The organism is Mycobacterium sp. MMS18-G62, assembly GCF_053877835.1.
In genome coordinates, this window is the sequence record NZ_CM132662.1 from 2,151,034 (window position 1) to 2,165,319 (window position 14,286).

Here is a 14,286-nt window from a genome sequence, read left to right on the forward strand (position 1 = left end):
CCTTGAGTAATGGCCGGAGGTACGAAGCGTTTGCCGCGCGCCGTGCGCGAGCAGCAGATGCTCGACGCCGCGGTGCAGATGTTCTCCGTCAACGGCTATCACGAGACGTCGATGGACGCGATCGCCGCCGAGGCGCAGATCTCCAAGCCGATGCTCTACCTGTACTACGGGTCCAAAGAGGAGCTGTTCGGCGCGTGCCTGGATCGCGAGCTGCAACGGTTCGTCGATGAAGTCCGCCAGACGATCGATTTCACGCAGAGCCCAAAGGATCTGCTGCGCAACGCCGTTCTGGCGTTCCTGAACTACATCGACACAAACCGGGCGTCGTGGATGGTGCTGTACACCCAGGCCACCAGTTCACAGGCGTTCGCCCACACCGTTCGTGAAGGACGTGAGCGCATCATCGAGCTCGTCGGCCGGCTGCTGCGCTCGGGCACACGTCATCCCGAGCCCGACACCGACTTCGACATGATGGCCGTCGCGCTGGTAGGCGCGGGTGAGGCGGTGGCCACCCGCGTCAGCACGGGCGAGGCCGACGTCCACGAGGCCGCCGAGCTGATGATCGACCTGTTCTGGCGCGGCCTGAAGGGCACGCCATCTGATAAAGACGCTCAGGCGGTCGCGTCCAACTAGGCTCGCGCCCGATGAACGTCATCTGCATGGGTGCCCACATTCTCGACGTGCTCGTCCGTCCGGTGTCGGAGATTCCTTCAGGGCAGGACACGGCGTTGGTGGAGCAGATGCGGATGACGGCCGCCGGCACGGCCGCAGGAACGGCACTGACCTTCGCGAAACTCGGTGCCTCGGTGCGCACGGCGGGGGCGATCGGCGAAGACCCGCCCGGTGACCTGCTGCTGTCGCTGCTGCAGCGCGCCCGCATCGACACGGGTCTGGTGGTACGCAAACCGGATGTGCCGACATCGATGTCGGTGTTGCCGATCAGGCCGAACGGGGAGCGTCCCGCCCTGCATCTGCTCGGAGCCAACCTTGCCTACACGCTCGACGACGTCGACTGGGACGCCGTTGCCGCCACCGACCATATCCACCTCGGTGGAGTGGAGATGCTGGGGCCCGACTTCGCAGCACGAGTTCTCAAGCACGCCAAGGACAATGGAGTCTCCACGTCCGTCGATCTCATCGCGCCCGGCGGCATGGGAACGCTAGACCTCATCGCTCCCGCCCTGGCCTACACCGACTACCTGCTGCCGAACGAGGACCAGGTGCTCGGCTTCACCGGTGCCACCGAATTGGCCGAAGGATGTAAGCGGCTGCTCGACGCGGGTGCTGGACTGTTGGCGGTCACTTGCGGTGCCGAGGGGGCGCTGGTCGTCAACGGCGAAGGGGCTGAACAGGTTCCGGCGTTTCATGTGGACGTCGTGGACACGACGGGGTGCGGTGACGCGTTCTCCGCAGGCTTCGTATATGCGACGTCGATCGGTCGCTCGCCGCCCGAGGCCACGGTCCTGGGCAATGCGGTCGCGGCACTCGTCGCGCAGGGATTGGGCAGCGACCACGGCGATTTCGGCCTGGCCGCCGCCGACGCTTTCTCTGTGAGCTCGCCGCTCCAGGGATAGTGCGCAAATTGCCCGCGTAGCGAGCGACAAACGCTTCCAGGCATGCCGCAATCACGATGTTGTCGCTCGCTACGCGGGCAAAACGGAAAGTGCCTTTCCGGCGACCGCGAACCTAAAGCGCCGTCATCGTGCCCTTCAGATGCGGGTCACCGTTCGTCAGGTGACGTAGCGTCAGCTCCCACCCATCGGAGACGCGATCGACGTAAAGTCCCGCGCGCGCCGGCAGCACCACCGGCTTCGCGAATCGCACCGAATACTTGACAGCGTCCGGAAGCTGGCCCTCGATATTCGCTAAAACCGCTGCCGCCGTGAACATTCCATGCGCAATCACCGTCGGGAAGCCGAACAGCTTCGCCGCGATCGGGTTGGTGTGGATCGGGTTGTGGTCCCCGCCGACCGAGGCGTAGTGGCGGATCTGTCCAGGCGTGATCCGCAGTACCGCGTTCGGCGGACCCAGCTTCGGCTGCTTCTGCGGCGGCGGCTTCGGCTCGTCGGACAGGCTGGTCCGCTGTTGGTGCAGGAACGTCGTCACCTGATGCCACGCCTTGTCGTTCCCGACGCTGATGTCGGTCACCACGTCGACTAGCAGCCCGCGACGGTGCTCACGCAGGTTCTCCGCATGCACCCGCGCGGAGACGGTGTCGCTCACCACGATCGGCCGGTATTGCGTGATGTGGTTTTCGATGTGCACCGAACCCATTGCGGCGAACGGGAAGTCGAAGCCCGTCACCAACGACATCACCGTCGGAAACGTCAACGCGAACGGATACGTCAGCGGGACCTTGTCGCCGAACCGCAAACCGGTGACGTTCGCGTAGTCGGCCACATTCGCCGGGTCGATCGTCAGTTCGTCGACGGTCAGCGTCCGATCGGGCAACGTATCGCCCCGCGGTACGAAAGGCAGCGCCCCCGCGGCTGCCCGCACGAGGTTCATCAGCCCAGACGGTTGCGTCACCCTAGGCTCCCAGCCACGCCTGACCACATACCCTGATCGTATTGCCGGTCACGGCATTCGACGCCGGGCTGGCGAAGTAGGCGATGGTCTCCGCGACGTCGACGGGCTTGCCGCCCTGATACAGCGAGTTGAGCCGGCGGCCCACCTCACGGGTCGCCAGCGGGATCGCGTCGGTCATCTTGGTCTCGATGAATCCCGGCGCGACGGCGTTGACCGTGACGTTCCTGTCGGCGTAGGCGGCTGCTAGCGATTCCGTCAGCCCGATCATGCCGGCCTTGGTGGCGGCGTAGTTGGTCTGCCCGCGGTTGCCCGCGATGCCCGCCATCGACGAGAGCCCGACGATACGACCGCCGTCACCGATGGTGCCGTTGTCCACCAAGCCCTCGGCAAGACGAAGCGGCGCAAGCAGATTCACGGCGACCACCGAATCCCAGCGTGCCTCGTCCATGTTGGCGAGCAGCTTGTCGCGGGTGATACCGGCATTGTTGACGAGGACGTCTGCATGGCCGGCGTGCACGTCGCGCAGGTGCTCGGTGATCTTGTCGACGGCGTCCTCGGCGGTCACGTCCAGCGTCAGCGCTGTGCCGCCCACCTTCGACGCCGTGATGCCCAGCGCCTCAGCGGCGCCTTCAACGTCGATGCACACCACCTTCGCGCCGTCGCGGGAAAACACCTCGGCGATCGTCGCGCCGATGCCCCGCGCGGCGCCCGTCACGATCGCGACCTTGCCGTCCAGCGGCTTGTCCCAGTCGGCAGGCGGCGCCGAATCGGCCGCGCCGACCCGGAACACCTGCCCGTCGACGTAGGCCGACTTGCCCGACAGCAGGAACCGCATCGTCGACTCCAGGCCCGTCGCGGCCGGCTTGGCGTCGGGCGACAGATGCACCAGGTTCACCGTCGCGCCGCGCCGCATCTCCTTGGCCAGTGAGCGGGTGAACCCCTCGAGCGCCCGCTGCGCGACCCGTTCGTGAATGCTGCCGGTGTCCTCCGGCGAAGTGCCGACGACGACGACCCGGCCCGACGGTCCGAGGTTGCGCAGCAGCGGGGTGAAGAACTTGTATAGATCCTTCAGCCCGGCGGGTTCGGTGATGCCCGTCGCGTCGTATACGAGTCCGCCGAACGAGTCGGCCCACCGGCCGCCGAGATTGTTCGATACGACGTCGTAGTCCTCGGCCAGCGCGGCGCGCAGAGGCTCGGCGACGCGACCCTCCCCGCCGATCAGAAGCGTGCCGGCCAGCGGCGGCTCTTCGGGCTTGTAGCGGCGCAACGTCTCGGGCTGCGGGACGCCGAGCTGCTTGGCGAGAAACGATCCGGGTGTCGAGTGGACGATTTGGGAATACAGATCGGTAGCCATGGGACCTAACTTACTCCAGAGTAAGAACGGTGAGTACCATGGCCCTAGAGAACCCAACTACGGAGGCAGGCAAACGTGGCCAACAGCAATAACAGCCGACGAGTCGCCGTCCTCGGGGGCAACCGAATTCCGTTCGCACGGTCGGACGGTGCCTATGCGAACGCCTCCAACCAGGACATGTTCACCGCCGCGCTGGGCGGGCTGGTCGACCGTTTCAACCTCGACGGCGAAAAGCTCGGTGCGGTGATCGGCGGCGCGGTGCTCAAGCACAGCCGCGACTTCAACCTGATGCGCGAATGCGTGCTGGGCAGCTCCCTGTCGTCCTACACGCCGGCGTTCGACCTCCAGCAGGCATGCGGGACCGGTCTGCAGGCGGCGATCGCCGCGGCCGACGGCGTCGCGGCGGGTCGCTACGACGTGGCGGCGGCCGGCGGTGTGGACACCACATCCGATGCGCCGATCGCGTTCGGTGACGACTTCCGCCGCGTCCTGCTCGGCCTGCGCCGCGCCAAGTCGAATGTCGACCGGCTCAAGCTCGTCGGCAAGCTGCCCGCGTCGCTGGGCGTGGAGATTCCGGTGAACAGCGAGCCGCGCACCGGGCTGTCGATGGGTGAGCACCAGGCCATCACCGCCAAGCAGATGGGCATCAAGCGCGTCGACCAGGACGAGCTCGCCGCGGCCAGTCATCGCAACATGGCCGCCGCCTATGACCGCGGCTTCTTCGACGATCTCGTCACGCCGTTCCTCGGCGTGTACCGCGACAACAACCTGCGCCCGGATTCGTCGGCGGAGAAGCTTGCCAACCTCAAGCCGGTGTTCGGCGTCAAGGCCGGTGACGCGACGATGACGGCAGGCAACTCGACGCCGCTGACGGACGGCGCGTCGGTGGCGCTGTTGGCCACGCCCGAGTGGGCGTCGGCACACGGCGTCGAACCGCTGGCCTACTTCGTCGACGCCGAGACCGCGGCCGTCGACTACGTCAACGGCAAGGACGGCCTGCTGATGGCGCCGACCTATGCGGTGCCGCGGCTGCTGGCCCGAAACGGCCTGAGCCTTCAGGACTTCGACTTCTACGAAATCCACGAGGCGTTCGCGTCGGTGGTGCTGTGCCACCTGCAGGCGTGGGAGTCCGAGGAGTACTGCAAGGAGCGGCTGGGCTTGGATAAGGCGCTGGGATCGATCGATAAATCCAAGCTCAACGTCAACGGTTCATCGATCGCGGCGGGCCACCCGTTCGCCGCCACCGGAGGCCGGATCGTCGCCCAATTGGCCAAGCAACTCGCGGAGAAGAAGAAGGAAACCGGCCACCCGGTCCGCGGCCTGATCTCTATCTGTGCGGCCGGTGGGCAGGGCGTCGCCGCGATTCTCAAGGCATAGAAAAAACCTCGAAAAAATCTTTCGGGAGGCTGTAACGGCCCCGCGGGAGCCGTCGATACACCTGATAGCTCCGTGTTGCCGTCTGACCCCCCGACCCGACGGCAATACGGGGCTCTTAATTTTCGCCGCCGGGTGCTTCGATGGTGAGCATGGAGATCAGCCTCAGCCTCGTCGGATTACTTTCAGATGCGGGCGGCGGTTCGCCCGTGGACGCCACCGTGCGCAAGCTCGCCGAATTGCGCGACGAAGGGTTCCGCAGGGTCTGGATGGCCCAGCTGCCCTACGACCCCGACCTGATGACGGTCCTGGCCGTTGCGCTGCACGAGGTCGACACGATTGAAGTCGGGACGGGCGTGGTGCCCATCCAGGTGCAGCATCCGACGCAGCTGGCGCAGCGCGCCCTGACGCTGAACGCGATCGCGGGAGGGCGGTTCACCCTCGGCCTTGGGTTGAGCCATCGCATGGTGACCGAACAGATGTGGGGCATCTCCTACGACAAGCCGCTGCGCCGCATGCGCGAATATCTGGATGGCCTGCTGCCGCTGCTGGCCGGGCAGGCCGCCGACGCGGTCGGGGAGACCGTCACGACGCGGGGGGCGCTGCAGATCCCCGGTGCGCCGACCCCCGACGTGTACCTCGCAGCACTCGGGCCGCAGATGCTGCGGCTGGCGGGTCGTCGCACGGGGGGAACGCTGACGTGGATGACCGGACCCAAGACGCTCGCCGAGCACGTCAGCCCCACGCTGCGGGACGCCGCCGCCGAGGCTGGCCGACCCGACGGCTCGGTGCGGGTCGGTGCCTCGCTGCCGATCAGCGTCACCGACGACGTCGACGCTGCCCGTCGCCAGGCCGCCCAGGAGTTCGCGATCTACGGACAGCTGCCGTCCTATCGCGCCATGCTCGACCGCGAGGGCTACGCCGGACCCGAGGACGCGGCCATCATCGGTGACGAAAAGACCGTGTCAGAACGGCTCGAGGAACTGAGTGCCGCCGGTGTCGACGAGTTCGCCGCCGTGGTGTTCGATGCCTCGCCAGAGGTGCGTGAACGCACGCGTGCGCTGCTGAAAACGAAGGACGAATAGCGCCTGAAATACCTCTGGTGTGCCCCCTTGATCGGGCGTACGATCGATCGCACGACGGGTTCGGGAGTGACTTATCCGAAGTGCCGGTAAGAGGTGAAAACCGGCCGCGTGAGATTGAAAAAACGCCCTCAAGTGTCCTCCCGAACCCGCCCTTTTTGTGTCGGAGGGGTGTAGCCACATCCGCTACTGATTGTGGCGGCCGCGCTGACCGACGGGGTCGGCTGGCGGAGCCTGGGATTCCCAGCGCTGCAGGCGGTTTGATGACGCCGATCGACTACGTGAAACCGCGGCGTCGCGATGTCGGCCGCGTTGCTCGTTCCTGATTGGCATACTCCACGCGACGGCAAGTGCGCTCAGCGACCAGATGGTCAGGTACGCCAGCCCGAAGAACGCGGCCACCGCGAGCGCCACCCCGGTCGACTGGTGATATGCGAACGGCGAACGCACCCACTCGAGCGTGGTCGCCACCACGGCTCTTGGTTGCGTCACCAAATCCCAAGAACTCCAACGCTGGAAGCGTCCAATGACCACCCCGACGGCACATAGTCCGATCGACACCGTGACTACCATCCAACCGAGAACCGCACCCCACTCTCGTTGGATGCGCTCGTGTACCAGCCGCATCGACACCACGCCGAGCAGGATGCCCGTCCAGGCTGCGAATCCGTACTGCAGAACGTGACGCCAGAGTTCACTGCGCCCGCCGAGATGCACCAGATCGGTGACCAGGTACGGCGAATTCGGCAGGAAAGCCAGCCAGCCCACGCCCAACGGCAGTAGCCACACTCGACGATGCACACTGGCGAATCCGGTGGCGAAGAAGACGGGAATCCAGGCGAGGAAGAGATTCCAGATGAGGAACCCGGTGGGGTAGAGGAGTCGTCTTGTCGGGTCGGTGATTCCCAGTACACCTGTCAAAACGGTGCTTGCCACCAGCGCGACGATCAGAACGGCGCGCGGGGCCTTCGTCACCACTCCAGTGTGCAACGCAAAAGGCCCCCGGGTGTCCCGGAGGCCTTTGCGTGTAAGGCGGTGAAATGCAGCCGTAAAGGCTTAGAACGCCGCCTCGTCCAGTTCCATCACCTCGTTGTCGAGGTTCTCCACGACCTGACGGGTGCTGGTGAGCAGCGGCAGGAAGTTCTTCGCGAAGAACGACGCCACCGCGATCTTGCCCTCGTAGTAGGCGCGATCGTCGCCGTCGGCACCCTTGTCGAGCGCCTCGATGGCCACCGCGGCCTGCTGCTGGAGCAGCCAGCCGATGACCAGGTCACCGACGCTCATCAGGAAGCGCACCGAGCCCAGGCCCACCTTGTAGACGTTGCGGGGATCCTCCTGCGCCGACATCAGGTAGCCCGTCAGCGAGGCGGCCATGCCCTGCACGTCCTCCAGCGCGGTCGCCAGCAGCGCCCGCTCGGCCTTCAGGCGGCCGTTGCCGGACTCGTTCTTGACGAACTGCTCGATGTGGCCGGCCACGTGGGCCAGTGCCACACCCTTGTCGCGAACGATCTTGCGGAAGAAGAAGTCCTGCGCCTGGATGGCCGTGGTGCCCTCGTACAGCGAGTCGATCTTGGCGTCACGGATGTACTGCTCGATCGGGTAGTCCTGCAGGAAGCCGGAGCCACCATAGGTCTGCAGGCTCTCGGTCAGCTTCGCGTAGGCCTGCTCCGAACCCACACCCTTGACGATCGGCAGCAGCAGGTCGTTGACCTTGACCGCCAACTCGGGCTCGACACCGTGCACGGCCTTGGCCACCGCGGCGTCCTGGTAGGTGCTGGTGTAGAGGTACAGCGCGCGCAGACCCTCGGCGTAGGCCTTCTGGGTCAACAGCGACCGACGCACGTCCGGGTGATGCGTGATGGTCACGCGCGGCGCGGTCTTGTCGGTCATCTGCGTCATGTCGGCGCCCTGCACGCGGTTCTTGGCGTAGTCCAGCGCGTTGAGGTAACCGGTCGACAGGGTCGCGATGGCCTTGGTGCCGACCATCATTCGGGCCTGCTCGATGACATCGAACATCTGCGCAATGCCGTCGTGCGTCTCGCCGACGAGCCAACCCACGGCGGGCTTGTCGTGCTGGCCCAGGGACAGCTCACAGGTGGCCGAAACCTTCAGGCCCATCTTGTGCTCGACGTTGGTGACATAGACACCATTGCGCTCGCCGAGCTCGCCGGTCTCGAAGTCGAACAGGAACTTCGGCACGAAGAACAGCGACAGCCCCTTGGTGCCCGGGCCCGCGCCCTCGGGACGGGCGAGCACCAGGTGGAAGATGTTCTCGAACAGGTCGCCCGAGTCACCCGAGGTGATGAATCGCTTCACACCTTCGATGTGCCACGAGCCGTCCTCCTGCTTGACGGCCTTGGTGCGGCCTGCGCCGACGTCGGAACCGGCGTCCGGCTCGGTCAGCACCATGGTGGAGCCCCAGCCGCGCTCGGCGGCGATGACGGCCCACTTCTTCTGCTCTTCGGTGCCCAGGTGGTACATGATGTTGGCGAATCCAGCGCCGCCGGCGTACATCCACACGGCGGGGTTGGCGCCGAGGATGTGCTCGTGCAGCGCCCACATCAGGGCCTTGGGCATCGGCATGCCGCCGAGTGCCTCGTCCAGGCCGGCTCGGTCCCAGCCGGCCTCCTGGACGGCGCGCACCGATTTCTTGAACGACTCGGGCAGCGTGACCGAGTGGGTCTTGGGGTCGAACGTCGGGGGATTGCGGTCACCCTCGACGAAGGACTCAGCGATCGGACCCTCGGCGAGCCGGGCCATCTCGCCCAGCATCTCCTTGGCCGTGTCGACATCGAGATCGGTGTACTCACCCTCACCGAATGCCTTGTCAACGCCCAACACCTCAAAGAGGTTGAATACCTGGTCGCGGACGTTGCTCTTGTAGTGGCTCACGTTTCCTCCTCGTCGAGAATGCCACTTGCGGTTGGGTACTTTTTTCTAAGTTACCCACCAGTAACTGGCCCAAACTATACCGCTCAGTAACTTCAACGCAAAGCCTCCCCGAGCAATTTCCACGAGCTAAGTAACCCAGTAGTTGGGTGGGAGCGCGAAAGCGCAGTTGACACGCGTCCGAAGTGGGAGTTTCGGCTGGTGTGAGACTCGTCACTCGGCAGGTTGCGTGCCGCCTAGCGGCCGGGCATGGGGGCCGTACCGCCCAGATTTGGCAGCGCCAGCAATCTGTCGTGAGGTGACATTTCCCGGGTTGCGACGGTGTCGCCATCGTTCGGGCAACGACCGATTTCGTGCGCTCCGCTCAGCGAGATTGGACCATGGCCGCGCATCGGGCATGGATGCGAAGATGGAGCCGATGAGCTCCATCGATCTGAGCCCCACCACATTGCGGGAAGCCTTCGGGCATTTCCCCTCCGGTGTGATCGCAATTGCCGCCGAAGTAGACGGGACTCGCGTGGGCCTGGCGGCAAGCACCTTCGTGCCGGTGTCACTGGACCCGCCGCTGGTGTCCTTCTGTGTGCAGAACAACTCGACCACATGGCCCAAGCTGAAGGATCTGCCCCATCTCGGCATCAGTGTCCTCGGCGAAGCCCATGACGAGGCAGCCCGAACGCTGGCCGCCAAGACCGGCGACCGGTTCGCGGGGCTCAAGACCGTCTCACGCGAATCCGGGGCGGTGTTTGTCGACGGCACCGCCGTCTGGGTGGAAAGCGCGATCGAACAATTGGTCCCAGCCGGGGACCACACAATTGTGATTCTGCGCGTCTGCGACATCACCGTGCACGCCGATGTCGCGCCGATTGTGTTTCACCGCAGCACATTTCGCCGTTTAGGCGCCTGAGCTAGGGGCGAGCTGAGAGCTCCTCGCGATAACCCTGGATACGCTGCTCGATTTCCTCGGCGTCCGCTGGCCGGCCTTCTTTACGAGCCAGTTCGGCCCGGGCGCTCAGCTCGCGGATCGCCGTACGAATGTCGTTGATGCTATGGGGCTCTCGCATGTTCACGATGCTGCCTTTCGTCGTTGATTGGCCGCTGTATGAAGGCTACCCGCGAGAGTCTTGCGCTCAACTCCTCCTGAACAACTTGTTACCGAGCCACACCACCGGGTCGTACTTGCGATCGGCCGCACGCTCCTTCAGCGGGATCAGCGCGTTGTCGGTGATCTTGATGTGTTCGGGGCACACCTCAGTGCAGCACTTGGTGATGTTGCACAGGCCGAGGCCGTTCTCGTCCTGCGCCATTTCGGGACGACGCTGCAACGTGTCGAGCGGATGCATGTCGAGTTCGGTCTGACGCATCAGATACCTCGGGCCGGCGTAGGCCTTCTTGTTCTCCTCGTGGTCGCGCACCACGTGGCAGACGTTCTGGCACAGGAAGCACTCGATGCACTTACGGAACTCCTGCGACCGGTTCACGTCCTCCTGCATCATCCGGTACTCGCCCGGCTGCAGATCCTTTGGCGGCGTGAACGACGGTATCTCCCTGGCCTTTTCGTAGTTGAACGAAACGTCGGTGACCAGGTCGCGGATGACGGGGAACGTCCGCAGTGGCGTCACGGTGATGACGTCGTTCTCGCCGAACGTCGACATCCGCGTCATGCACATCAACCGCGGGCGGCCGTTGATCTCCGCCGAACACGAACCGCACTTGCCGGCCTTGCAGTTCCACCGCACCGCCAGATCGGGCGTCTGCGTCTGCTGCAGCCGGTGGATGATGTCGAGCACCACCTCGCCCTCGTTGACGTCGACGGAGTAGTCCTGCAGCTGGCCGCTGTCGTCGTTGCCACGCCAGACCCGCATCTTCGCTTGATAAGCCATCAGCTTCTCCTTGCCGGGTGGTTGGCGAGCTCTTCGGGGGTGAAGTACTTCTCCAACTCTTCGATGTCGACCAGCTCGAGCAGGTCCTCGCGCATCGGCACCTGGTCCTCACGGGTGATGGTGACGTCGGGAACCACGCCGTCGCCTTCCGTGCGGCACACCAGCAGCGTCTTGCGCCATTGCGCGTCCATCGACGGGTAGTCGTCGCGGGTGTGGCCGCCGCGGCTTTCGGTGCGCTCCAATGCGGCCTTGGCCACGCACTCACTGACCAGCAGCATGTTGCGCAGATCGATCGCCAGGTGCCAGCCCGGGTTGAACAACCGCTCACCCTCGACCTTCATGTTCTTGAACCGCTGACGAAGTTCGTCGAGCTTGGCCAGGGCCTCGGACACCTCCTCGGCCTTGCGGATGATGCCGACCAGTGAGTTCATCGTGTCCTGCAGGTCGAGCTGCAGCGTGTAGGGGTTCTCCGGCGTAGCGCCGTTGCTCGGACCCGAGAACGGGGCCAGCGCAAGCTTGGCGGCCTCGTCGACCGTTTCGTCCGACACCGCAGGCCGGTCCTTCAACGCCCGCACGTAGTCGGCCGCGCCCAGCCCGGCGCGCCGGCCGAACACCAGCAGGTCCGACAGCGAGTTACCGCCCAGCCGGTTGGAGCCGTGCATGCCGCCCGAGCACTCGCCCGCCGCGAACAGCCCCGGCGTCTTGGCGGCGCCGGTGTCGGGATCGACCTCGATACCGCCCATGACGTAGTGGCACGTCGGCCCGACTTCCATCGGCTCCTTGGTGATGTCGACCTCCGCCAGCTCCATGAACTGGTGGTACATCGACGGCAGCCTGCGCTTGATCTCCTCGGCGGGCAGCCGCGAGGCGATGTCCAGATAGACGCCGCCGTGTGGAGTTCCGCGTTCAGCCTTGACCTCGGAGTTGATCGCACGCGCCACCTCGTCGCGAGGCAGCAGATCCGGGGTGCGGCGCGCGGAGTCGTTGTCCTTGAGCCACTGGTCGGCTTCTTCGATCGATTCGGCGTACTGGCCTTTGAAGACCGGGGGGATGTAGTCGAACATGAACCGCTTGCCGTCGGAGTTCTTCAGCACCCCGCCGTCGCCGCGGACACCCTCGGTGACCAAGATGCCCTTCACGCTGGGCGGCCAGACCATCCCGGTCGGGTGGAACTGGACGAACTCCATGTTGATCAGCGTCGCGCCGGCCCGCAGCGCGAGCGCGTGCCCGTCGCCGGTGTACTCCCAGGAGTTCGACGTCACCTTGTACGACTTGCCGATGCCGCCGGTGGCCAGCACCACGGCCGGCGCCTCGAACAGGATGAAGCGGCCGGTTTCGCGCCAATAGCCCAATGCACCCGCTATCCGGTCGCCGTCCTTGACCAGGTCGGTGATGGTGCACTCGTGGAAGACCTTGACGCGGGCCTCGTAGTCGCCGAGCTCGGCCTTGTCCTCCTGCTGCAGCGAGACGATCTTCTGCTGCAGGGTGCGGATGATCTCGAGGCCGGTGCGGTCGCCGACGTGCGCGAGCCGCGGGTAGGTGTGGCCGCCGAAGTTGCGCTGGCTGATGCGACCGTCCTTGGTGCGGTCGAACAGCGCGCCGTAGGTCTCGAGCTCCCAGACGCGGTCCGGCGCCTCCTTGGCGTGCAGCTCGGCCATGCGCCAGTTGTTCAGAAACTTCCCGCCGCGCATGGTGTCTTTGAAGTGGACCTGCCAGTTGTCCTTCGGGTTGGCGTTGCCCATCGCGGCGGCGCATCCGCCTTCGGCCATCACGGTATGTGCCTTGCCGAACAACGACTTACAAACCACCGCGACCTTCAAGCCACGTTCACGTGCCTCGATCACCGCACGCAAACCCGCACCGCCGGCACCGATGACGACGACGTCGTAGGAGTGCCGTTCAACTTCAGCCATTAATCCTCGCTCGCTAAATCGCTATACGTCAGAACGCTTGTCAGCCAATGAATCTGAGATCAGAGATGGTCCCGCTGGAGACCAGCATGATGTAGAAGTCGGTCAACATCAGCGTGCCGAGCGTTATCCACGCGTACATCTTGTGGCGGTTGTTGAGCACGCTCACCTGCGACCAGAACCAGTAGCGCACCGGATGTTTCGAGAAGTGCTTGAGGCGCCCGCCGACGATGTGCCGGCACGAGTGGCACGACAGCGTGTACACCCACAGCAAAATCACGTTGATAACCAGAATCACGTTGCCCAAACCGAATCCGAAGCCGCCTGGCCCCTTGTCGGAGTGGAACGCGACGATCGCGTCGTAGGTGTTGATCACCGAGATGATCCCGGCGACGTAGAAGAAATAGCGGTGCGTGTTCTGGATGATCAACGGGAAGCGGGTCTCCCCGGTGTATTTCGCGTGCGGCTCAGCCACCGCGCACGCGGTCGGGGACTGCCACACCGACCGGTAGTAGGCGCCGCGGTAGTAGTAACAGGTCAGCCGGAACAACAACAGGAACGGCAACGAAAGGGCCGCGAACGGAATCCACCACACGTCGGGGATGATCTGCGGCCAGAAGTGGCTGGCCTCCGGGATGCAACCCTTGCTCATGCACGGGGAGTAAAACGGCGTCAGATAGTGGTATTGGGCGACGTAGTAGTTGTTCTGGAGGAACGCACGGACCGTCGCGTAGATCACGAACGCGGCGAAGCCCAGATCGACGATCAGTGGTGACTGCCACCACCGGTCGGTGCGCAGAGTGCGCTGCGGAATCTGGGCACGGCTCGGCGAGAAGACGCCGGTCGCCTTGCGGTCGGCGGTGGGTGCGCTCACTTTTCCCTTTCGGTGTGGTTATGTCCCGATCAGACTGTCGCGGCGTTAGCCGGCGACGCCTCGGTCCCCCTCATCGCCCCAGAAGGCGGTGTCGTACGGGGTATCGGGGATCGGAATCTTCTCGCCAACGTGGTGGTGATGGGTCACGCCCCTGGCGAGTTCTAGTTCTTCTGCGTCAATGTCGAGGCGATCGATGTCGTTGAGGAGGCGTTCAGCGTCGTTGACGATGCGACGGGTGCCGGGGCTGTCCCCGTACTTCGACGCCAACGATGTCACGCACCGCCGGAGGCTTCCGATTAGCTCGTGCAGCTCGGTAAGTTCGGTAGCGCTCGACATTTGACCTCCTTGGGCTGAAGGGTGTCTCGGATCACAGTACGACACCCGATGTTAGTTA

The 14,286-nt window shown here is 64.9% G+C and carries 13 protein-coding genes and 1 pseudogene; 5 read left to right on the top strand and 9 right to left on the bottom strand.

Annotation, left to right across the window (positions count from 1 at the left end; genetic code table 11):
* Nucleotides 1-9 precede the first annotated feature (9 nt).
* Together ACWW36_RS10720 and ACWW36_RS10725 are read left to right on the top strand one after the other, a co-directional pair.
* Nucleotides 10-633, top strand: a complete 624-nt coding sequence (locus ACWW36_RS10720; protein WP_325332954.1) for a TetR/AcrR family transcriptional regulator — start codon at nucleotides 10-12, stop codon at nucleotides 631-633.
* A gap of 11 nt (nucleotides 634-644) precedes the next feature.
* On the top strand, nucleotides 645-1,574 hold the full coding sequence (locus tag ACWW36_RS10725; RefSeq protein ID WP_456141516.1) for a carbohydrate kinase family protein: 930 nt from the start codon (nucleotides 645-647) through the stop codon (nucleotides 1,572-1,574).
* 112 nt (nucleotides 1,575-1,686) lie between these two features.
* Here ACWW36_RS10725 and ACWW36_RS10730 read toward each other — a convergent pair whose 3' ends face one another.
* On the bottom strand, nucleotides 1,687-2,529 hold the full coding sequence (locus ACWW36_RS10730; RefSeq protein ID WP_456141517.1) for a MaoC/PaaZ C-terminal domain-containing protein: 843 nt from the start codon (nucleotides 2,527-2,529) through the stop codon (nucleotides 1,687-1,689).
* A 1-nt stretch (nucleotide 2,530) separates the two neighbouring features.
* Nucleotides 2,531-3,883 (bottom strand): 3-oxoacyl-ACP reductase, encoded by a 1,353-nt coding sequence (locus tag ACWW36_RS10735; protein WP_456141518.1) that lies wholly within the window; start codon nucleotides 3,881-3,883, stop codon nucleotides 2,531-2,533.
* Between the two features lie 75 nt (nucleotides 3,884-3,958).
* Between ACWW36_RS10735 and ACWW36_RS10740 the strand changes: the two genes are divergently transcribed.
* Both ACWW36_RS10740 and ACWW36_RS10745 read left to right on the top strand, forming a co-directional pair.
* Complete coding sequence (locus ACWW36_RS10740; RefSeq protein ID WP_456141519.1) at nucleotides 3,959-5,260, top strand: acetyl-CoA C-acetyltransferase; 1,302 nt, start codon at nucleotides 3,959-3,961, stop codon at nucleotides 5,258-5,260.
* Between the two features lie 149 nt (nucleotides 5,261-5,409).
* Entirely contained in the window at nucleotides 5,410-6,342 is a 933-nt protein-coding gene (locus ACWW36_RS10745) for a TIGR03564 family F420-dependent LLM class oxidoreductase (RefSeq protein WP_456142442.1), read from the top strand.
* A 351-nt stretch (nucleotides 6,343-6,693) separates the two neighbouring features.
* On the opposite strand, the pseudogene ACWW36_RS10750 reads toward ACWW36_RS10745, so the two are convergent.
* A pseudogene (locus ACWW36_RS10750) lies at nucleotides 6,694-7,314 on the bottom strand (DUF1361 domain-containing protein); the annotation flags it as partial.
* Nucleotides 7,315-7,395: 81 nt separating this feature from the next.
* On the bottom strand, nucleotides 7,396-9,231 hold the full coding sequence (locus ACWW36_RS10755) for an acyl-CoA dehydrogenase (protein WP_456141520.1): 1,836 nt from the start codon (nucleotides 9,229-9,231) through the stop codon (nucleotides 7,396-7,398).
* Nucleotides 9,232-9,646: 415 nt separating this feature from the next.
* On the opposite strand from ACWW36_RS10755, the gene ACWW36_RS10760 reads away from it, so the two are divergent.
* Nucleotides 9,647-10,132: a flavin reductase family protein gene (locus ACWW36_RS10760; RefSeq protein ID WP_456141521.1), complete on the top strand. Its 486-nt coding sequence runs from the start codon at nucleotides 9,647-9,649 to the stop codon at nucleotides 10,130-10,132.
* A 1-nt stretch (nucleotide 10,133) separates the two neighbouring features.
* Here the strand turns inward: ACWW36_RS10760 and ACWW36_RS10765 are convergent, their stop codons facing one another.
* From ACWW36_RS10765 to ACWW36_RS10785, 5 genes are all read right to left on the bottom strand, one after another.
* Nucleotides 10,134-10,289, bottom strand: a complete 156-nt coding sequence (locus ACWW36_RS10765; RefSeq protein WP_456141522.1) for a hypothetical protein — start codon at nucleotides 10,287-10,289, stop codon at nucleotides 10,134-10,136.
* Between the two features lie 66 nt (nucleotides 10,290-10,355).
* Complete coding sequence (locus ACWW36_RS10770) at nucleotides 10,356-11,108, bottom strand: succinate dehydrogenase/fumarate reductase iron-sulfur subunit (RefSeq protein ID WP_456141523.1); 753 nt, start codon at nucleotides 11,106-11,108, stop codon at nucleotides 10,356-10,358.
* On the bottom strand, nucleotides 11,108-13,021 hold the full coding sequence (locus tag ACWW36_RS10775) for a fumarate reductase/succinate dehydrogenase flavoprotein subunit (protein WP_456141524.1): 1,914 nt from the start codon (nucleotides 13,019-13,021) through the stop codon (nucleotides 11,108-11,110). Before ACWW36_RS10775 ends, ACWW36_RS10770 begins: the two co-directional genes overlap by 1 nt.
* Before the next feature lie 40 nt (nucleotides 13,022-13,061).
* Complete coding sequence (locus ACWW36_RS10780) at nucleotides 13,062-13,892, bottom strand: hypothetical protein (RefSeq protein ID WP_456141525.1); 831 nt, start codon at nucleotides 13,890-13,892, stop codon at nucleotides 13,062-13,064.
* A gap of 45 nt (nucleotides 13,893-13,937) precedes the next feature.
* The gene (locus tag ACWW36_RS10785) at nucleotides 13,938-14,228 is read right to left on the bottom strand and encodes a hypothetical protein (RefSeq protein WP_456141526.1); all 291 of its coding nucleotides are present in this window, start codon (nucleotides 14,226-14,228) and stop codon (nucleotides 13,938-13,940) included.
* Nucleotides 14,229-14,286: the final 58 nt, after the last annotated feature.

What these genes read in the sequence shown, in the direction of transcription:
- ACWW36_RS10765 (WP_456141522.1), bottom strand. Translation starts at nt 10,289, where the DNA reads ATGCGAGAGCCCCATAGCATCAACGACATTCGTACGGCGATCCGCGAG.
- ACWW36_RS10725 (WP_456141516.1), top strand. Translation starts at nt 645, where the DNA reads ATGAACGTCATCTGCATGGGTGCCCACATTCTCGACGTGCTCGTCCGT.
- ACWW36_RS10745 (WP_456142442.1), top strand. Translation starts at nt 5,410, where the DNA reads ATGGAGATCAGCCTCAGCCTCGTCGGATTACTTTCAGATGCGGGCGGC.
- ACWW36_RS10760 (WP_456141521.1), top strand. Translation starts at nt 9,647, where the DNA reads ATGAGCTCCATCGATCTGAGCCCCACCACATTGCGGGAAGCCTTCGGG.
- ACWW36_RS10720 (WP_325332954.1), top strand. Translation starts at nt 10, where the DNA reads ATGGCCGGAGGTACGAAGCGTTTGCCGCGCGCCGTGCGCGAGCAGCAG.
- ACWW36_RS10785 (WP_456141526.1), bottom strand. Translation starts at nt 14,228, where the DNA reads ATGTCGAGCGCTACCGAACTTACCGAGCTGCACGAGCTAATCGGAAGC.
- ACWW36_RS10735 (WP_456141518.1), bottom strand. Translation starts at nt 3,883, where the DNA reads ATGGCTACCGATCTGTATTCCCAAATCGTCCACTCGACACCCGGATCG.
- ACWW36_RS10770 (WP_456141523.1), bottom strand. Translation starts at nt 11,108, where the DNA reads ATGGCTTATCAAGCGAAGATGCGGGTCTGGCGTGGCAACGACGACAGC.
- ACWW36_RS10775 (WP_456141524.1), bottom strand. Translation starts at nt 13,021, where the DNA reads ATGGCTGAAGTTGAACGGCACTCCTACGACGTCGTCGTCATCGGTGCC.